The sequence below is a fragment of the Pseudomonas sp. HOU2 genome (assembly GCF_040729435.1).
GTDB lineage: Bacteria > Pseudomonadota > Gammaproteobacteria > Pseudomonadales > Pseudomonadaceae > Aquipseudomonas.
Genome location: NZ_CP160398.1, coordinates 4135001 through 4154215, shown reverse-complemented (window position 1 = coordinate 4154215; position 19215 = coordinate 4135001). Strand labels below are relative to the sequence as shown.

Here is a 19215-nt window from a genome sequence, read left to right as displayed (position 1 = left end):
GAATGGCGGCAGGTTAACCATCCCTCTCGCGCGAAATAAGCCGCGCCGGCGCAAAATACATTTGATCAAAAAGCACGAATCGAATGCCGATTATTGCAATAGCATTTTCGGCCATCTGCATTTGAGGAGTTGTTTTGATGAGTGAACGCCACGGTTTCATCCTGCACGCCAAGACCCGCCCGGAGAAAGCCGAGGCCTTCGAAGCGCTGTTTCGCGCCTATGTCGAGCCGAGCCGCGCCGAGCCCGGCTGCATCGAGTACCACATGCTGCGCGACAAGGAAGACCCGACGCTGTTCATCTTTTACGAGATCTGGGAAAGCCAGGCGCATCTGGACGTGCACTCGAACCTGCCGCACATGCGCGAGTTTTTCGACAACCGCATGACGTACCTGGAGCGCGATTTCGATATCCGTCGGATCGACATGCTCAGCACTTCTTCGGCTAGCCGCTGATCAGCAAATGGGCGCCGAGTGCGCCCAGTCCGATAAAGAACACCCGCTTGAACAGCACGGCACTGATGCGCTGACGCAACCAATGCCCAAACCACATGCCCAGCATCGCCGGGATCAGCACCAGCAGCGACGCACTCAATTCGCCACCACCCAGCGCACCGCGCCAGAACAGGCCGCCGGCCAGCGCCAGGGTCGAGACGGTGAACGACAGCCCCAACGCCTGCACCAGTTCATCGCGATTAAAGCCCAGCGCTTGCAAGTACGGCACCGCCGGAATCACGAACACGCCTGTGGCCGAGGTGATGACGCCGGTGATCAACCCGCACAGCGGACCGAGCCACGGCTCAAGGCGCGGATTGACCCGCAACGTCGGCAGCAACAACCCGCTCAACGCATAAAGCAGCAACGCCGCGCCCAGCCCGCGCACGACCCAATGCCCGCCCGCCATGCCGATCGACAGCGTGCCGACGGCGGTGCCGAGGAAGATCATCAGCAGCAGCGGCCACAGGCGTTTGATCAGCGCCTGCAGATGCCCGCCGAACGCGAGTTGCCAGAGGTTGGTCAGCGTCGCCGGAATGATCAGCAGCGCGGCTGCCTGTGATGGCGCCATAGCCAGACCGAGCAGGCCCATGGCAACAGTGGGCAGGCCGAGGCCGATCACGCCTTTGACCAGGCCGGCCATTATGAAGGTGGCGATGACCAGCAAGGACAAGGCCAGACCCAGGTTTTGATAGAAATCGGCGAATGCGTTCATGGCGCTACTGTGCGCCTTTGCGGGTGTACTGAAAATCTGCCATATACTGAGGCTGCCTCTTCCAATACAAGAGGCTTGGTATTTGATTAGGGCTTCTGGCCTCATCGCTGGCAAGCCAGCTCCCACAGGTTTCAGTGTGGACCACAGGATTTGTGCACAACACAAATCCTGTGGGAGCTGGCTTGCCAGCGATAGGGCCATCCCGGACACCAGAAAAACCAGAGGCTGCCCCATGCACTTCGACCTCACCGACCTGCGCCTCTACCTGCACATCCTCGACACCGGCAACATCACCGCCGGCGCCGCGCGCAGTCATTTGTCACTGGCCGCCGCCAGTGCGCGGATTCGTGCGATGGAAGCCTCGCTGGGCACCGAGTTTCTGCACCGCGGCCGCCGTGGTGTGACCCCGACACCCGCGGGCAAGGCACTGGCGCAACATGCGCGCGTGCTGCTGCAGCAGTCCGAGCGCATGCAGCAGGATCTGGCGGATTACGCTCAGGGGGTGAAAGGTCAGGTGCGGCTGCTGTGCAACACCACCGCGATCACCGAATACCTGCCGGAGGCACTGGCGGACTTTTTGCGCGACCATCCCAACCTCGACATCGATCTGCAGGAGTTGCCCAGCGCGCGCATCACCCATGCGTTACGCCAAGGGGCGGCGGATCTGGGGATCGTGTCCGACGCGGTGGACAGTTCAGACCTGCAGACGCTGCCGTTTCGGCATGATCCGTTGGCACTGATCCTGCCCTTCGGGCATCCGTTGTCTGACGCTGACGAGGTCAGCTTCAGCGACGCCCTGCAACATGACTTTGTAGGGCTGCGCGCCGACAGTGCACTGGCGGTGTATCTGGAAGAACAAGCACTGCACAGCGGTTCGCGGATGCAGATCCGCATCCGCGCCGACGGTTTCGACGGGGTCATGCGCATGGTCGCCCGAGGTGCCGGGCTGGCAATTATGCCGCTGGCCGCTGTCGAGCGGGCCGCGTTGCGGTCGTTCAAATGGGTTGCGCTCAATGAAACGTGGGCGCGCCGCACGCTCATGCTGTGCGCCAGGGACTTCACCGCGTTGCCCAATTACGCCCGGGCGTTGTTACACGCGCTCACCGATCCGCGCGTTTCTGAGCAGCCCGATGTCGACCCCAGACAACTGAACGACGAGCAGGCGCTATAGGGTTCGACTTCAAATCCTTCTGCCCGGAGTCCACATGACCGCGACCGCCCCCATCACCGTTCTGCGCGACACTCACCCGCTGCCGGTACTCGACGCCTGCAAATGGGAAAAACTCGAAGGTGACCCGCACACCGTCAACCTCAACGCCTACACCAGCGAAGACGGCAGCAAGATCATGGGCACCTGGATCTGCACGCCGGGCAAGTGGCGGGTCGATTACGTGAAGTGGGAGTACTGCCACTTCCAGGAAGGCTACTGCATCATCACCCCGGACGGCATGGCGCCGATTCACCTGCGCGCTGGCGACATCTTCGTGGTTGAACCGGGGATGAAAGGCACCTGGGAAGTGGTGGAGACCGTGCGCAAATATTTCGTCTTCGCCTGACACGCAAAAGATCGCAGCCTTCGGCAGCTCCTACAGGGTCTAGTCTCACCCATGTAGGAGCTGCCGAAGGCTGCGATCTTTTTTGTCTCACATAAAAAAGCCGGGAGATCACCTGTGGCGAGGGAGCTTGCTCCCGCTCGGCTGCGCAGCAGTCGTAAATTCAGTCAATGCGGTTTTTCTGAAGAACCGCATTGACCGGGTTTGGGTCTGCTACGCAGACCAGCGGGAGCAAGCTCCCTCGCCACAAAGAATCGCACCCAGCGGCATTACTGTGGCTTGCGATAGCTGTTGATAATCGCCGAGAAGTCCTTGCCACCCTCCCCACGCTGGCTCATCGCCTGATACAACTGCTGCGCCACCGCGCCGAGCACCACCGGTTGATGCGCCTGACGCGCCGCTTCAGTCGCCAGGCCCAGATCCTTGAGCATCAGTTCGGCGCCGAAACCACCGGTGTAACCGCGCGAGGCCGGTGCCGTTTCGACGATGCCCGGCCACGGGTTGTACATTTCCGAACTCCAGCAACGCCCGGTCGAACTGTTGATGATCCCGGCCAGCACCGAAGTGTCGATCCCCAACGCATCACCCAGCGCCATCGCTTCGCTGACACCAACCATCGAAATCGCCAGCAGCAGGTTGTTGCAAATCTTGGCGATCTGCCCAGTGCCGACTTCACCGCAATGCACGATATTGCGCCCCATCTGCGCCAGCACCGGTTGCAGGGTGGCGAACAGTTCCGGGGTGGCGCCGACCATGAAGGTCAGCGTGCCAGCGGTTGCGCCGCCGGTGCCGCCGGAGACCGGTGCATCAGCCATGGCCACGCCTTGTTTAGCTGCCGCAGCGGCCACATCGCGGGCGGTCTGCGGATCGATGGTGCTGCAATCCACCGCCGGCACGCCTTTGCCAATGCCGGCCAGCACACCGTCCTCACCGAGCCAGACGCTGCGCACATGCACGGCGGCCGGGAGCATGGTGATCACCAGTTCAGCGTCTTCGGCTGCTTCACGGGCCGAGGCGCGGATGGTGCCGCCCAGTTGCTCGAGTTCCGCCAGCACCGTCTTGTTCAGGTCCACCAGATTCAGCGAATGGCCGGCCTTGATCAGGTTGCGCGCCATCGGCGCGCCCATGTTGCCCAGACCGATAAATGCGATTTTCATGGCCAGTCCTCAGCGCAGGTTGATGGTGGTGTTCACGCCGTCATTGACGCTGTCGTCATCGAACCAGCGCGCCGTGACCGTTTTGGTCTGGGTGTAGAACTGCACCACTTGCTTGCCGTACGGGCCGAGGTCGCCGAGTTTCGATCCGCGCGAACCGGTGAAACTGAAGAACGGTACCGGCACTGGAATCGGGATGTTGATACCGACCTGGCCGACATCGATTTCACTCTGGAATTTGCGCGCCGCTGCACCGCTCTGGGTGAACAGGCCCGTGCCGTTGCCGAACGGGTTGGCGTTGACCAGTGCGATGGCCTGATCGAGGGTGTCGACTTCCAGCACCACCAGCACCGGGCCGAAGATTTCCTGGGTGTAGATCTGCATGTCGGTGGTCACGCCCGAGAACAGGGTCGGGCCGACGAAGTTGCCTTGCTCGTAGCCCGGCACCTTGATGTCGCGACCATCGAGCTCAAGCTTGGCGCCTTCCTTGATGCCGCTTTCGATCAGGTCGAGAATCCGCGCCTTGGCTTTCTTCGAGATCACCGGGCCGACATCGGTGCCCGCCTCGCTGCCGGCGTTGACCTTGAGTTTCTGCGCCAGCGCTTTCAGATCCGGCAGCCATTGTTTCGCTGCACCGACCAGCACCACCACCGAAGTGGCCATGCAACGCTGCCCGGCGGCACCGAAGCCCGCGCCGACCAGTGCATTCAGCGCTTGCTCGCGATTGGCATCCGGCAGCACCACGGCATGGTTCTTCGCGCCCATCATCGATTGCACGCGTTTGCCGTGCTTGCCGGCCAGGTCGTATACATGCGTACCGACCGCGGTCGAACCGACGAACGACACCGCTTTGATGTCCTTGTGAGTGCACAGGCCATCAACCACGTCTTTACCGCCATGAACCACGTTGAGCACACCGGCCGGAACGCCCGCCTCAATCGCCAGTTCCACCAGCAGCATGGTCGACAGCGGGTCCTGCTCGGAAGGCTTCAAGACGAAGGTGTTGCCGCAAGCGATCGCCATCGGGAACATCCACAGCGGAATCATCGCCGGGAAGTTGAACGGGGTGATGCCGGCGCACACACCGATCGGCTGGCGCAGAGTGTAGGTATCGACGCCACCGGCCACGTTTTCGGCGAACTCGCCCATTTGCAGGGTGCCGATGGAGCAGGCGTGTTCGACCACTTCCAGGCCACGGAAAATATCGCCCTCGGCGTCGGCAATGGTCTTGCCCTGCTCGGCGCTCAGCACCACGGCGATGCGTTTGGAGTGTTCACGAATCAGCGCCTGCAGCTTGAGCATGATGCGCATGCGCGCGCCGATCGGGGTCAGTTTCCAGGTCTGGAACGCGCGGTGCGCGGCACTGATGGCGGCGTCGACTTCAGCGGGAGTGGCGAACGGGACCTTGGCCAGCACTTGCTGGGTCGCCGGGTTGACGATGTCGTGCCACTCGGTGGTCTGCGATTCGACCCATTCGCCGTCGATCAGCAGCTTGACCTTCTGGACCGTGGTTTCGTTGGGCGTAAGCGATGCGTTCATGCTGGTCTCCGAAACTTGTTTTTATCGTAGGAGCCAAGGCGAAGAGGTTCGCCTTGAGATGAGGCGTGTGTCACGAATTGGTTGTCGGACTGTTTTTGGAGTATAGATGTGCAAACTTCTAATAAGAACGCACATATAAGCCCGTCCATCATGCAAAAAAACATCACCTCCCTCGGGTCGCTGAACTGGGACGACCTGAAGTTTTTCCTCGAAGTCGCCCGCACCCGCAAGGCCAGCACCGCAGCCAAACGGCTCGCCGTCGACTACACCACCGTGTCGCGGCGCATCAGTTCGCTGGAAGCGGCGTTGGGCACATTGCTGTTCGAAAAATCACGCACCAGCGGTTTTGTCCTGACCACTGAAGGCCAGCGTCTGCTGGGATATGCCGAGTCGATTGAAAGCACGTTGCACATGGCTTGCGAGCAGGTTTCGGGCTCTGGTGTGGCACTGTCCGGGCACGTGCGCATGGGTTGCACCGAAGGTTTCGGCAGCTTTTTCATCACCCCGCAGCTGAGCCATTTCGTCGACGCCTACCCGGCGATCTCGGTGGACATCCTGCCGCTGCCGCACTTCATCAGCCTGTCCAAACGCGAAGCCGACATCGTCATTGCCCTGGAGCGCCCGGAGCACGGCCCGTACGTGTGCTGCAAACTCTGCGACTACCGCTTGCAGCTGTACGCGACCCAGGACTACCTCGACCAGCACCCACCGATCCGCCGCCCTGCGGATTTGGGCAAGCATCAATTCATCAGTTACGTGGATGACCTGGCGTTCAGCTCGGAGCTGCTGTACCTGGCAAATGTGCTGCCCGGCGCCAGCGCAAACCTGCGCAGCACCAGCGTCATCGCGCAGTTCGTCGCGGCGCAGCAAGGGCGTTCACTGGCAATTCTGCCGTGCTTCCTCGCCGCGCAGGATCCGCGCCTGCTGCCGGTGCTGCCCGAGGAAATCGACATCACCCGGCAGTTCTGGATGTACTGCCGGGAGGATCTGAGGAAATTGAAGCGGATAACTTTGTTGTGGGATTACATCCGCGAAGTGACCGAGCGCAATCAGGGCCTTCTGATGGGGCAGACCCGCGAGATGCGGTTTGCCGATTAATCGGCGCTGACCACAATCGACACCCGGCGATTCTCGGTGCGTCCGGCGGCAGTGTCATTGGACGCCACAGGCTCGCTGCTGCCCAGGCCGCGCAACTGGATGTTCTCTTCTTTCATACCGACGGTGGTCAGCACTTTGGCCACACTTTTGGCCCGACGCAGCGACAGTTGCTGGTTATAGGTCTCTTTGCCCGACGCGTCGGTATGACCGTCAACCCGCACCCGCTCGATACCGACGCCGTGCAGCGCCTTGCCGATGCGTTCGACGATTTCCGTGCTCTGGTTGTTCAGACTTTCGATATCGCTGCCAAACAGCACTTTGCCGGACAGGCCAAACTCCCAGCCCTCGTCGGTCGCCTCGAATCCTTGTTGCTTGAGGACGGCGATCTGCGCCGGGGTCAGGCCTTTCTGCGGTGCGGTCTGGCACCCGGTCAGCGCCAGTACGGCGATCATCAGCAAGGCGGAAAACAGTCGAGCGGGAAATGTGAACACGGAATCAGCTCCTGGTTTGAAGATTGACGACCGGGCTCTCCGACCCGGCCGTGAATTGAGCGCCACGCGACAGGCGCTTGGCCTGATACATCGCCGCGTCGGCCGCATTGAGCAAGGCGCCTGGCGTGGCACCATGATCGGGGAAAACCGCGATGCCGATACTGAGCGACGTCACCACACTGGTATCCCCCGGCAGCGCGATGGGCACGTCCATGCTGGCGAGAATCTTGTCGGCAATGCGCTCGGCGTCTTCGACCTTGTGCAACGGCGCGAGCAGCACGGCGAATTCATCACCGCCCAGGCGCGCCACCAGATCCTCCTCACGCAGTTGCGCACGCACCCGGTTGGCGACCGCCACCAGAACTGCATCGCCGGCGGCATGACCGAAGTTGTCATTGATGCCTTTGAAGCGATCACTGTCGAGAAACAGCACTGCTACCCGCTCATTGAGCTTGCCGGCATTGCGCAGTGCACGGATCAACCGGCCTTCGAAAAAGGCCCGGTTCGGCAAGCCGGTCAGGCTGTCGTGGCTGGCCTGGTGGGCGAGGGTTTCGTTCTCGCTTTGCAGGTGGGTTTGCCAGGACTCGAGTTCGTCGAGCAGGGCATTGAAGTCGTTGCCGAGGTTATCCAGTTCGGCGATCTGCGCCGGCGGCACGCGTCGATCCAGCGCTCGCTCGCTGCGGGCAGCGTGGGCCACCGTTGCGAGGCTACGCAGTGGTCCGGTAATACCGCGTAACTGTCGACGCGCGAGATAGAGCGCGACCCAGGCACTGATGGCGGTACACAGGATGATCCCGGCCAGACCGCTGAGCAAAAAGCGCATGAGGCTACCGCCGTGGCCGACCAGCAGAATGCGCCCTATCTCACGATCCTGATGCACGATCGGCAGGCTGATGGGTTTTTCCAGAATGGTACGGGCAGCCTGCATTTCCAGCTCGGAAAACAGGCCGTTTTCGGGCCGCTGCCAACGCGCCAGCAGTTGGCCCTGCGCATCGAAAACCTGGGCGTCCGCCACTTCTTCGGTGGAGGCGATCAACGCCAGCGCTTCCGTCGCGGCAGCCTTGTCGTTGAACACTACCGCCGCTTCCACGGTGTAGCTGATCGAGCGCGCAATCAGGTGCAGGTTGTGATCGGCGTAGACCCGCAGCGCGAGAACCCCCAACAGGGTCAGCGACACACTGGCCATCGTCACGGCCACCAGCGCGACAATCAAATGTCCACGACCGATGACCGAGCCCAGTGTCGGGCGGGTTCTGGAGCCGAACAGTTTCATGGTGCCGCCGGTTTGCGGCGCGACAACTGCAGCACGCTCGGGTGAATGCGTACACCGCTACGGGCAACGGAGTCGAGATTGACCTCGAAGGACACCTGCTCATCGCTGACGCGCAGGCAGAACAGGCTGCCGACCGTGCACTGATCGCCACCTTCGCTGATGCTCAGCACCGGATGGCCGATCAATGAAGAGAAGAGCCGACTGCGTTCATCTGCGGTGAGTTTGCCGATGTACACCGCATCACACTCGCTGACGATGGCCGGATTGTCGGCCAGCAGTCGGCGTACAGTGACCGGACGACCAGTGGCTTGCGTGGTGCCTTTGACCAGATCGTCGGTGTACTCGGTGGGGCCGACGATACACAGGCGCAACTGCGCAGGCTCGACCGGCCAGCGTGCGTAGCTGAGGATGCCCAGCACGACTTGCGTCACTGCCTGGGCGCGCTGTTCGGCCATGCCCGTGGGCGTTTGTGGCTGTGCCATGGCAATGCCTGTCAGCAAACAGAGCAGACCGACAAGCAATACGTGCTTGCAGCGAACCACGCGCTCTGTCGCCCAGACTGCCACCTTCATGCAGGGATTCTCTTGCATCGTACCGAAATGATGCCGCAACGATAGCACAGCGGAGTAACACCCGCGAAACAGTGCCTCCTGACCGGCTGGTCAGTAACCGCCGCCAATCGCCAGATCTTTCATCCCCGAGCCTCGCCACCCTCCTCCAGTTCCAGCATCAGTCCGCTGAGTCGCTTGACCTTGCGCTGCACGGCCTCTTCGAACACGCCTGCGCGAGGTTCGATCAGGGTGAACCAGTTTTTCGCGCGAGTGATCCCGGTGTAGATCAACTCTTTGGTAAGCACCGGATTCAAGGCATCCGGCAGGATCAGCGCAGTGTGCGCGAACTCCGAACCCTGGGATTTGTGCACGGTCATGGCGTACACCGTTTCCACGTCGTTGAGCCGACTCGGCAGCACGAAGCGCACACCGCCCTGGCCATCGTTACGCGGAAAGGCCACGCGCAATATCGGTTTGCCCGCGTCGGGGCCTTCACGCTCCGGCAGCTTGAGCGCAATGCCGATGTCACCGTTCATCAGGCCCAGGCCATAGTCGTTGCGGGTCATCAATACCGGCCGGCCTTCGTACCATTGCTGGTCACTGTCGATCAGCCGCGCCTTGAGCAAGGCGTCGGTGATGCGCTGGTTCAAGCCTTCTACACCCCAAGGGCCTCTGCGCACCGCGCACAGCAACTGGAACGTATCGAATGCCTGCAGCACTTCACGCGCCCAGTGAATCCAGTCCGGGTGTTCCAGCGGTCGGCCTTGTGGTGGTCGTTGATTTCGCAACACGCTCAGGTAATGGCGATAGCCCTGCGGCCCGTCGCCATGGCCATCGAGCACCAGACGTTCGAACTTGTGGTTGTGTTCGCCATTGAGCGGCAGCGAAAACACGTCGGCGTAATGACCAGCGCTCAGTAGTTGCCGCGCTTCCTCGGGCAACTGATGATTGACTCGCCGCGCGAGTTGCCCGATGCCGCTGCCCTCGCCGAATCGTCGGGAGTGGCGCAACATCACCAGTTGCTGGGCCAGTGGATGCGCGCCGTCGTTGTCTTCGTGCAAACCGCTGTCCTGCAGCGATTCGCCACTGACTGACTCCAGCCATTGCCGGGTTTGCGGGTTATACCAGCCAGCCTCGGCATCGCGACACAGATCGCCGAGCACCGCACCGGCCTCCACAGAGGCGAGTTGGTCCTTGTCCCCGAGCAGCACCAGACGCGCATGGGGCGGCAAGGCATCGAGCAGATTGGCCATCATTTCCAGGTCGATCATCGACGCTTCGTCGACCACCAGCACGTCCAGCGGCAAGCGGTTGCCCGCATGGTGGCGGAAGTGACGGGTACCGGGCCGACTGCCGAGCAGACGGTGTACGGTGGTCACGTCGCAGGGGATTTTCTCGCGCACGGCGTCGGCGACTTTCAGCGACTGCACTTGCTGACTGATGGACTCGGTCAAGCGTGCAGCCGCTTTGCCGGTGGGCGCCGCCAGACGAATCCGCAGCGGCTGCCCGGCCTCCACGGCGGGCGCCTGGAGCAGCGCCAACAGACGCACCACCGTGGTGGTCTTGCCGGTGCCCGGGCCGCCGGTGACGATACTGAATGCGCCGCGCGTGGCCAGGGCGCAAGCGAGTTTCTGCCAGTCGATCACTGCACCTGGTTTTCTCGCCCCGAACAGCTCATTCAAGCGCTGCGGCAAGTCCGCCGGCGGCATTTCGCTCTGCGCCAGACGCAGACGCAAGGCGCTGTCGATCCGTCGTTCATAAGCCCAGTAGCGGCGCAGATACAGGCGCTTTCCGGACAACACCAAGGGGCGTTCCTGCGCCACTGCACTTGTGTCAGCCGCCAGCGCGACCAGCGGACTGCCCGCCAGCACCTTGCACCAATGAGCGCCGTCGAGGGCTTCGAGCAATTGCGACGGCAGTAGCAGAACACCCCCTTGCACATCCCCTTCGGGAGGGAGCGACAAGGCGAAATCCGGGGCCTTGAGGGTTTCGAACAAATCCAGACACACATGCCCGTGACCGAGCTGATGGCTGGTCAACGCGGCGGCAAGCAGCACCAGCGGATCAGCCTCGGGTGACAACTCATGAAGGAACGCGACAAACGCCTTGTCCAGTGAACGCAGCCAGCCCCGTTCGACCCAGCGGGTCAGCAACATTAGCAGATCGTCGGCGCGGGTCAGCGGTGACAAGGTCGACAGACTGTCGTCGGCCAACGGTGTCGGCAGCAGATCGGCGAAGGTACGGTTCATAACAGGACTCCCTGTTCCCATGCAGGCTCGGTTTTGGGTGCAGGCTTGCCCTGGAACAAGCGGTCCAGGCTTTCGATGAGCTCTCGTGGCGGACGGGCAAAATACACGCCGCGACTGTCCGACCGTGTGCCGCGCAGGAACAGATACAGCGCGCCCCCCACATGCCGGTCGTAATCGTAATCAGGCAGCCGCGCCTTGAGCTGACGATGCAGTGCCAAAAGATACAGCACGTATTGAAGGTCATAGCGGCTGTCGAGAATCGAGCGTTCCATGGCCTGCTCGGTATAAGCCATGTCGTCAGCACCCAACCAGTTGGATTTGTAGTCGGCCACGTAGTAGCGGCCATCGTGTTCAAAGGTCAGGTCGATGAATCCCTTGAACATCCCGTTGAGCTGCACCGGCTCGGCCGCCACCCGCGCCACGCCACCATGGGTGTGCTGGCGCACCAGCTCATCGAGTTTGAGCACGTCGACCTGATGGCTGGCGAACCAGAACTCCATCTCGACCCGGTACTGTGTCAATTGCTCCAGTACCACTGGTGATCGCCCGGTACCTGCCGGCAACGGTGTCTTCAGCAGATGCTCCAGCCAATCACTCAATGTGGTGATCCAGCCTTTCCAGCCACGCAGGTTGCAGCGCCGGGCAATCGCGTCCTCCAGCGCATCGCGCGGAACGGCGAAACCTTCGTCACCCGCCCATTCCAGCAAACCGTGGAGGAATGTCCCTGGATTGGGCCCGCGTGGGAAGCGATGTATATCGGCGCCACCAGCGATGATTTCTCTCGGTGCCTCGGGATCAAGGCGCTCATCATCAAACAGTTTTTGCGCTTGCGGACTGTCCGGCGCTTCATCACTGCCGACACTCAATACATCACTGATGCGCAAGGCACTGTAGGAAGCAATCCACCAGTTTTCACTGGCCTTGCGCTTGGGCAACAGCGTCGCGCTGAGCGTCGCTGCAGTGCGCGGTGGCTGATAATGCTCGTCCGTGGGTTGAGGCATGTCAGCGATGGCGATGGCCGGGCAATCCTGTTGCAGGTCCTGCAGCCAGTGATTCAATCCGGTGGACTCGCCCAGCATCTCGCCACCACCCAGCAGGTATCCAAGGGCAGAAAGATGCAGCACTGAACTGTTGTTATTACCGCGCTTGAGATCGGTCACGCCCAGCCAGCAGGCATGCTGCGCGCGGGTCAATGCCACGTAGAGCAGACGCAGGTCTTCGGCGAGACGCTCATCATCGGCCAAGGCAATCAACTCAGCAGTCGGTTTCAGGCTTACCTGCGCCTTGCCCGACGCGTCGTGGTAATTGAGTGGCAAGCGGCTACCGTCCACTGGTTTTGCCGAGCAGATGAACGGCAGGAACACCAGGGGATACTCAAGGCCTTTCGACTTGTGGATGGTCACGACCTTGACCAGTTGTTCGTCGCTTTCCAGACGCAGAATCTGCTCTTCCCCCGCCTGACCGGACAATGCCAGGTGTTCGGCCAGATGCCGGATCAACGCCTGCTCGCCGTCGAGCTCAGCAGCAGCCTGCTGCAGCAATTCCGACAAGTGCAGCAGGTTGGTCAGCACGCGTTCGCCGTCGCTGCGTGCCATGAGGATCTGCGGCAACTGGAAGTCGTGCAGCAGGCGACGCAGCATCGGCAGCACACCTTGCTTGCGCCACAATTCGCGATAACCGCGGAACTGCATGACGCGGGTTTCCCAGACCAACTCGTCCTGGTTCAGGCGTTCCAGCTCGACCAGTGGCAGGTTGAGAGTGATGCAGGCCAGCGCGGCTTTCAGCGAGCGCTCGACGTCCGGCTCCGCGCAGGCCTTGAGCCACGACAGCAAGTCATGGGCTTCCTGGGCGGCGAAAACCGAGTCCTTGTCCGAAAGGTAGACGCTGCGCACGCCACGCGCAGCCAGTTCGCCACGAACGGCCTGCGCCTCCTTGCCATCGCGAACCAGAATCGCAATGTCCGAAGGACGCAGGCCTCTGAATTCCTTGCCACTCTGCACAAATCCAGCACTGCCGGCTTGCCCGCCATTGAGCAACGCGGTGATTTGACTGGCACAGGCCGCCGCCAGTTGCTGGCGATAGACGGCACCCGACAGCGGCTGGTCGGTAGGCAGGTGCCAGACGTTCAGCGCCGCAACGTCCTGTCCGGCAATCTGTAGCCATTCTTTGCGACCCTGAGACTCGACGGGTTGAAACGGTACCGGGTTCTTGCCGGTTTTCTGCCGAAACAGAAACGCGCCGCGCCCCAGCTCTCGGGACTCGGCGCGTTCAAACACATGGTTAACCGCTTTCACCATGCCGTGGCTGGAGCGGAAGTTGGTACCCAGCGTATGCAGTCGGCCGGCGGTAGCCTCACGTGCACGCAGATAAGTGTAGATATCGGCGCCACGGAACGCGTAGATCGCCTGTTTGGGATCGCCGATCAGAAACAGACCAGTGTCCGGGCTGTTGTCTTCGATGCGATAGATACTTTCGAAGATCCGGTACTGCACCGGATCGGTGTCCTGAAACTCGTCGATCAGCGCGACTGGAAACTGCTCGCGGATCAGTGTGGCAAGGCGCTCCGCGCCATCGGACTGCAGTGCCGCGTCAAGACGCAGCAACATGTCATCGAACCCCATCTCGGCGCGACGACGTTTCTCTTCTTCAAAACGCGCGCCTACCCATTTGGCCGCGTGTTGCAGAACTGCAGCATCAGGGGTCGGCAATGCATCGAGACTCGACTTGAGCCCTGCCATTGCATCGAGTCCCGGGTGGCTCGGTGCCTGGCCTTTCCAGGCTTCCGCCATGCCGTCGGGCGTCAGCCGGGTGAAGCCGGTGCCGATGTCCAGTTGCTCCAGCGATTCGTCCTCAGCCCAGGCCTTGAGCTTTTCAAACCAGGGCTCAAAGTAACGCGCCTGCATCTTGCGACCGTCGACGGCCTTGTTCGCAACGCCTTCATGACAAATGACGAGCAGCTCATCGGCCCATTGGCGCCAGGGCATCTTCAGTTCAAGCAAGGCAGCACGACGCTCCTGCAGACACTCGTCGATCAGCTCTGCCGGGGGCTTGCCTTCGTCGCTGTCGCGCTCGCTGGCAAACAGGCCACGCACTCGAGGCAGCAGCGCCGCGGGTCCGCCCCAGTTGTTGCGCACCCAATTGAGGACATCGCCCTGCATCGGGTAGCAGAACAGACGCCAGTAGTCGCGCAGCACCTCGCCAAGCAAATCGCTGTGATCGGTCTCGAGGGATTGAGTAAACAGGCTGCCGCTATCAAAGGCGTGTTCACGCAACATGCGCTGACACCAACTGTGAATGGTGGAAACGGCGGCCTCGTCCATCCATTGCGCGGCGATATCCAGCCGATTGGCGCAACCGGACCATTGTTGCGGCGCATATTGCTCGCGCAGATCAGCAATCAGGGCATCAGGCGCCGGTATCTCATCACGGAAAAATCGGGCAGCCTCGGCCAATCGAGTACGAATCCGCTCGCGCAGCTCCTTGGTTGCCGCATCGGTAAAGGTCACCACGAGGATTTGCGGAGGCAACAACTCACGACCGAAGCCATTCAGGTCGCCGCCATGGCCGAGGATCAGCCGCAGATACAGAGCGGAAATGGTGAAGGTTTTGCCGGTACCGGCACTGGCTTCGATCAATTGGCTGCCGTGCAGCGGGAAAGCCAGTGCCAGCGGGATCTTCGAACTCATGAGCGCCCCCCTTCGCTTGCGAGTGAGCGCCAGGGTGCTTCGAATAGAGGGCGATACAAGGCGTCGCACCACCCTGAAAATGTCTCATCGCTGAGTAGCGAATCAAAGTCGGCGAATTGCCTGGACAGCGCCGGGCTCTCACGACGCTCGCCTTCGCTGGTCTGGCCATCACCTTCATAGGCTTTGCGGGCCGCAGCTTGCGCCTTGAGCGGATCGGATTGGGACAACCAGGCAAATGCGGTTTTTACTGCGATCGGCAACGGCTGACGCATTCCGGCCTGCCAGGCAAGCAGCAGATCACCGAGGAAACGTAGCGCCCGATCCTGCTCCATGGGCTCGAGCAACAGCGTGTCATCACTGGCTACCAACGCAGTGGTCATCGATAGTCCGCTGGCACAGGCAACAAGATGATTGACCCACGGTTTGATCAACCGGTGCCATTTTCGACTCTTGATCGAGCCGATGCTGTTGGGAATGGTCGTGACTGATAGCAATCCACCATCGGCACGCTGATGCAGGCTGGCGAGCCAACCTTCAAGGCGCAGTCCGTGCAATCGGAGACTGATCGGAACTGCGCTGGTCAGCGGTGTTGGCCATAAAGTGAGCAGTTGCTGAAAGCGCTGAAGCAAATTCGGCAGCGGTTCGATCAACTCACGCTGCAGGCACTCACCGAAACCGGCCATGGGCAGCAGACCACTGTTTTGCAGGCGACGGGCATGCGCCTCGAGCGCCTGATCGACATTGTCCGGTTGCCGGAGTGCCGCGTCGAGCAGGCTGTCACTGAGGGTGTAGCGCTGCAATGCATCGAGTACGAAAGGCTCCTCGTCCGCCAGTGGTGCTTCGGCGGCCTCGAAATACACCTTGAGTCGCTGGGTGAAAAAGTGGCGAACCGGGTTGCGCAGGAAGTCCTGCAGCAGGACCAGAGTCAGAGGTTCTTCCTGGACATAGGGATCGAGCAACTGCTCCGCAGTTTGGCTCTGAACGGGTTGATGCAAGACCTGCCATTCTCTGGCATAGCTGAATAGCTGATTGCCCTCATGGAAGTAACGCGCGCTGAACGGTTGCAACGGGTGCTCCTCGGTTAACGCATCCAGCAGATTCCTGCTCTCGTCGGCCAATCGCCAGCCACCGGCGAGATGGTCTCGCAGTTGCCCGATCAGCACCGACGCCGGGCGCTCGCTGTTGTCGCGAATACTGCGGCCGACCCAACTGATATAGAGCTGATTGCGCGCAGACAGCAACGCTTCCAGCAATAGATAACGGTCGTCCTCCCGTCGGGAACGATCTCCCGGACGGTAATCGCTGCCCATCAGGTCGAAATCCAGGGGCGGCTGCGCGCGTGGATAGTCACCATCATTCATTCCCAGCAAACAGACGAGTTTGAAAGGAATCGCACGCATCGGCATCAAAGTGCAGAAATTCACGGCACCGGCGAGAAAGCGCTGGGACAGGCGGCCCTGATCCAGACCGGCAAGCCAGGCCTCACGCACCACTGTCAGCGGCAGTTCATCTGTCAGGCCTACCGATTCGCAGGTTTCCAGCCATGTCTCGCGAAGCTCCTCCAACTGGGTCAGCAAGAAGTCGTCATGTTCATTGCAGGCCTTGAAGAACAATTGCATCAGCGCCTGGAGACGTAGGCCCCACTCATGGGGTTGTGCCGGTTGCGTGAGTTCCTGATGCGCCAGTTCCAGCGCATCGAGCAACGCGACCAGAGGCCCGATCAGCGCGGCATCCAACCCACCGATTTCATCATAGGGCTCGATACCCGCACAGGCATTGGAACTGCCGACAGCGTAACCGAGCAACATCCGGCGCAAGCCAAAATGCCAGCTGTTTTGTTCGAGTTCACATGGCAGTCCGAGACCGGCCCGTTGCTCGGCATTCATGCCCCAGCGCACACCAGCGCCTTCAATCCAGCGATGCAGGGTCGGCAAATCACGTTCCTCAACACCGAATCGGGCACGCAATGCGGGAACGTCGAGCAAATCGAGGATTTCACTGACCGGAAAACGACTGTCCGGCAACTTGAGCAGGTGCTCGACGGCAATCAGCAAGGGATCGCGGCCGCGCTGCCCCTGATCGGCCAGAGTAAACGGGATGAAGCGCGGATCGTGTCGCTCGAGCTGGCCAAACACCGCGCGGATGTGCGGGGCATAGCTGTCGATGTCCGGCACCATGACGATCACATCGCGGGGACGCAGTTGAGGGTTGGCGCTGAAGCGGGCCAACAACTGATCATGAAGAATCTCGACCTCACGCTGCGCGCTGTGGGCGATGTGAAAGCGGATCGACTCATCCTGCATCAGATCGACAGCGGGCCAATGCTCGCGCGTTTCATCAAGTGGTCGCAACTCCAGGATGTCGTCCTGGAGCTGATTGAGCAGGTTCTGCGGCCGCGTTTCGCTGAACAGGTCGATGCGCCCGTCACGAAATGCCGCGCGATAACTATTTGGATCATCATAGCTGTCGAGCAGGCTGATGTAGTCGCGACCTTGTTTGCCCCACGCGGCGAGCAGCGGGTGGGCATGTTGATGCAAGGTGTCAGGATCAAGTACGAACGGCATGCCGGTCTTGCGGCTCTGGCGCTTGTACTGATGGCGCAGCAGATCTTTGTCGGCAACGATATCGGCCCAATGGTGACGGCAGGGGTTGTGCACACAAAGTAGGACCTGACTGAAACGTGCAAGTCCGGCCAGAGCCTCAAGCACTTGAGCCGGCAGAGAAGAAATACCAAAAACGATCACCCGCGAGGGCAGGCCTGCGGGGGCGACTTCGAGGGTGTTTATTCTCTCGATAAACCGCTGATGGACACCCGCACGACTCTGGGCCATGCCTTGTTCGCCAACATCCTGCAATAGCGCACGCCACAGTTCGGCCTGCCAGCAACTGGTCGGCGGCAGGGGTTTGATTTCGCCCCTGACATTACGTAATTGGTGGAAACCTTGCGCCCAGTCTTCAAGCCAATCCGCGCGATACACCTGATATTGGTCGAAAAGATCCGCCAGGCGTTCAGACAATTGATAGCGCTTGCGCAAGTCGGTGTCGTGGGTGAGGAAGCGCTGGAGCGGCTCGAAATGCGGACGGTCGATCAACTGAGGTAACAGACGCATCAATCGCCAGGTCAAGGGTGCCTTGTCGAGCAGGGATTTGGCAGGGATTTCATCTCGGCCCAGGACCATGCGGTAGAGCTGCCACATAAAGCTGCCGGGTAATTGCACGTCGATGGCTGCAGCAATTCCGCAACCACCGAGATCATCGTCCTGGGGATCCTCAGCCAATGCCAACTTGAGCCATTGGGCAATACCGTTGCTCTGCACGAGAGCGATTTCATTCTCCAAGGGCGCCAATGGATAGCGCCGCATAATGCTGACCACCAGGCTGCGCAGCTCGTCCAGGCTATTGCTCTGGACCACCATGAATGCAGCATTGAGGGACGAGGCGTCCGGCATAAAAGCTTCCTTGGAAAAGTACAAAAGCCAGGGCAGAACCTTAGCACTGTCGGCGGGCTGTGACAGCCGGAAGGGGCACCTGCATGTCGTAGGAACTTTCCTGCGGGCAAAACAAAACCCCAACTGCTTTCGCAATTGGGGTTTCGGAATTTAATCTTGACGATGACCTACTCTCACATGGGGAAACCCCACACTACCATCGGCGATGCATCGTTTCACTTCTGAGTTCGGGATGGGATCAGGTGGTTCCAACGCTCTATGGTCGTCAAGAAATTCGGGTACTGACTCGTGACCGGCTGGCCTCGCTTCAGCAAATCGGGTATGTGATACAGGTGTTTGTGAGCAGCGCGAACTTTCGGTTCATTGCGTCTTCACACACCGCAATCTGGTCTCTTTCGAGCATGCAGATTGCTTGGGTGTTATATGGTCAAGCCTCACGGGCAATTAGTATTGGTTAGCTCAACGCCTCACAGCGCTTACACACCCAACCTATCAACGTCGTAGTCTTCGACGGCCCTTCAGGGAACTCAAGGTTCCAGTGAGATCTCATCTTGAGGCAAGTTTCCCGCTTAGATGCTTTCAGCGGTTATCTTTCCCGAACATAGCTACCCGGCAATGCCACTGGCGTGACAACCGGAACACCAGAGGTTCGTCCACTCCGGTCCTCTCGTACTAGGAGCAGCCCCTCTCAAATCTCAAACGTCCACGGCAGATAGGGACCGAACTGTCTCACGACGTTCTAAACCCAGCTCGCGTACCACTTTAAATGGCGAACAGCCATACCCTTGGGACCGGCTTCAGCCCCAGGATGTGATGAGCCGACATCGAGGTGCCAAACACCGCCGTCGATATGAACTCTTGGGCGGTATCAGCCTGTTATCCCCGGAGTACCTTTTATCCGTTGAGCGATGGCCCTTCCATACAGAACCACCGGATCACTAAGACCTACTTTCGTACCTGCTCGAC

13 protein-coding genes and 2 rRNA genes (1 of these 15 running past the window's edge) are annotated in these 19215 nt (G+C 60.7%); 4 read left to right on the top strand and 11 right to left on the bottom strand.

Features of this window, described 5'->3' with window-relative positions; translation table 11 throughout:
• Positions 1–137 precede the first annotated feature (137 nt).
• A complete protein-coding gene (locus ABV589_RS18715; protein ID WP_367082980.1) occupies positions 138–452 on the top strand; it encodes a putative quinol monooxygenase in 315 nt (104 codons plus the stop codon).
• Here ABV589_RS18715 and ABV589_RS18710 read toward each other — a convergent pair.
• Complete coding sequence (locus tag ABV589_RS18710) at positions 442–1206, bottom strand: sulfite exporter TauE/SafE family protein (RefSeq protein ID WP_367082979.1); 765 nt, start codon at positions 1204–1206, stop codon at positions 442–444. The two genes, ABV589_RS18715 and ABV589_RS18710, sit on opposite strands and share 11 nt — an antisense overlap.
• A gap of 232 nt (positions 1207–1438) precedes the next feature.
• Between ABV589_RS18710 and ABV589_RS18705 the strand changes: the two genes are divergently transcribed.
• Together ABV589_RS18705 and ABV589_RS18700 are read left to right on the top strand one after the other, a co-directional pair.
• Entirely contained in the window at positions 1439–2377 is a 939-nt protein-coding gene (locus tag ABV589_RS18705) for a LysR family transcriptional regulator (protein WP_367082977.1), read from the top strand.
• A 34-nt stretch (positions 2378–2411) separates the two neighbouring features.
• Positions 2412–2762, top strand: a complete 351-nt coding sequence (locus ABV589_RS18700) for a cupin domain-containing protein (RefSeq protein ID WP_003221437.1) — start codon at positions 2412–2414, stop codon at positions 2760–2762.
• A gap of 266 nt (positions 2763–3028) precedes the next feature.
• Here the strand turns inward: ABV589_RS18700 and mmsB are convergent, their stop codons facing one another.
• Together mmsB and ABV589_RS18690 are read right to left on the bottom strand one after the other, a co-directional pair.
• Positions 3029–3916 carry a 3-hydroxyisobutyrate dehydrogenase gene (mmsB, locus tag ABV589_RS18695; protein WP_007962098.1) on the bottom strand — a complete coding sequence of 296 codons (888 nt, stop codon included), beginning with the start codon at positions 3914–3916 and terminating at the stop codon, positions 3029–3031.
• Positions 3917–3925: 9 nt separating this feature from the next.
• Complete coding sequence (locus ABV589_RS18690) at positions 3926–5452, bottom strand: CoA-acylating methylmalonate-semialdehyde dehydrogenase (protein ID WP_367082976.1); 1527 nt, start codon at positions 5450–5452, stop codon at positions 3926–3928.
• A 150-nt stretch (positions 5453–5602) separates the two neighbouring features.
• Between ABV589_RS18690 and ABV589_RS18685 the strand changes: the two genes are divergently transcribed.
• Positions 5603–6550, top strand: a complete 948-nt coding sequence (locus ABV589_RS18685) for a LysR family transcriptional regulator (protein ID WP_007962101.1) — start codon at positions 5603–5605, stop codon at positions 6548–6550.
• On the opposite strand, the gene ABV589_RS18680 is transcribed toward ABV589_RS18685, so the two are convergent.
• The 8 genes from ABV589_RS18680 to ABV589_RS18645 form a co-directional block, all read right to left on the bottom strand.
• On the bottom strand, positions 6547–7002 hold the full coding sequence (locus ABV589_RS18680) for an OmpA family protein (protein WP_177325724.1): 456 nt from the start codon (positions 7000–7002) through the stop codon (positions 6547–6549). The two genes, ABV589_RS18685 and ABV589_RS18680, sit on opposite strands and share 4 nt — an antisense overlap.
• 43 nt (positions 7003–7045) lie before the next feature.
• Positions 7046–8314, bottom strand: coding sequence for a diguanylate cyclase (locus ABV589_RS18675; RefSeq protein WP_367082975.1), 1269 nt, complete (start codon positions 8312–8314; stop codon positions 7046–7048).
• Complete coding sequence (locus ABV589_RS18670) at positions 8311–8886, bottom strand: YfiR family protein (protein ID WP_367082974.1); 576 nt, start codon at positions 8884–8886, stop codon at positions 8311–8313. Before ABV589_RS18670 ends, ABV589_RS18675 begins: the two co-directional genes overlap by 4 nt.
• Before the next feature lie 119 nt (positions 8887–9005).
• Positions 9006–11114 (bottom strand): exodeoxyribonuclease V subunit alpha, encoded by a 2109-nt coding sequence (recD, locus tag ABV589_RS18665; protein ID WP_367082973.1) that lies wholly within the window; start codon positions 11112–11114, stop codon positions 9006–9008.
• On the bottom strand, positions 11111–14800 hold the full coding sequence (recB, locus tag ABV589_RS18660) for an exodeoxyribonuclease V subunit beta (protein WP_367082972.1): 3690 nt from the start codon (positions 14798–14800) through the stop codon (positions 11111–11113). The genes recD and recB overlap by 4 nt, the downstream gene beginning before the upstream one ends.
• A complete protein-coding gene (recC, locus tag ABV589_RS18655; RefSeq protein WP_367086218.1) occupies positions 14797–18249 on the bottom strand; it encodes an exodeoxyribonuclease V subunit gamma in 3453 nt (1150 codons plus the stop codon). Before recC ends, recB begins: the two co-directional genes overlap by 4 nt.
• A 154-nt stretch (positions 18250–18403) precedes the next feature.
• Positions 18404–18519, bottom strand: a 5S ribosomal RNA gene (rrf, locus tag ABV589_RS18650).
• A gap of 153 nt (positions 18520–18672) precedes the next feature.
• A 23S ribosomal RNA gene (locus ABV589_RS18645) occupies positions 18673–19215 on the bottom strand; it runs 2349 nt beyond the window's last position.

Excerpts from the sequence above, each read along its gene's own strand:
- ABV589_RS18715 (WP_367082980.1), top strand. The coding sequence starts at position 138 with ATGAGTGAACGCCACGGTTTCATCCTGCACGCCAAGACCCGCCCGGAG.
- ABV589_RS18710 (WP_367082979.1), bottom strand. The coding sequence starts at position 1,206 with ATGAACGCATTCGCCGATTTCTATCAAAACCTGGGTCTGGCCTTGTCC.
- ABV589_RS18705 (WP_367082977.1), top strand. The coding sequence starts at position 1,439 with ATGCACTTCGACCTCACCGACCTGCGCCTCTACCTGCACATCCTCGAC.
- ABV589_RS18700 (WP_003221437.1), top strand. The coding sequence starts at position 2,412 with ATGACCGCGACCGCCCCCATCACCGTTCTGCGCGACACTCACCCGCTG.
- mmsB (WP_007962098.1), bottom strand. The coding sequence starts at position 3,916 with ATGAAAATCGCATTTATCGGTCTGGGCAACATGGGCGCGCCGATGGCG.
- ABV589_RS18690 (WP_367082976.1), bottom strand. The coding sequence starts at position 5,452 with ATGAACGCATCGCTTACGCCCAACGAAACCACGGTCCAGAAGGTCAAG.
- ABV589_RS18685 (WP_007962101.1), top strand. The coding sequence starts at position 5,603 with ATGCAAAAAAACATCACCTCCCTCGGGTCGCTGAACTGGGACGACCTG.
- ABV589_RS18680 (WP_177325724.1), bottom strand. The coding sequence starts at position 7,002 with ATGATCGCCGTACTGGCGCTGACCGGGTGCCAGACCGCACCGCAGAAA.
- ABV589_RS18675 (WP_367082975.1), bottom strand. The coding sequence starts at position 8,314 with ATGAAACTGTTCGGCTCCAGAACCCGCCCGACACTGGGCTCGGTCATC.
- ABV589_RS18670 (WP_367082974.1), bottom strand. The coding sequence starts at position 8,886 with ATGAAGGTGGCAGTCTGGGCGACAGAGCGCGTGGTTCGCTGCAAGCAC.
- recD (WP_367082973.1), bottom strand. The coding sequence starts at position 11,114 with ATGAACCGTACCTTCGCCGATCTGCTGCCGACACCGTTGGCCGACGAC.
- recB (WP_367082972.1), bottom strand. The coding sequence starts at position 14,800 with ATGAGTTCGAAGATCCCGCTGGCACTGGCTTTCCCGCTGCACGGCAGC.
- recC (WP_367086218.1), bottom strand. The coding sequence starts at position 18,249 with ATGCCGGACGCCTCGTCCCTCAATGCTGCATTCATGGTGGTCCAGAGC.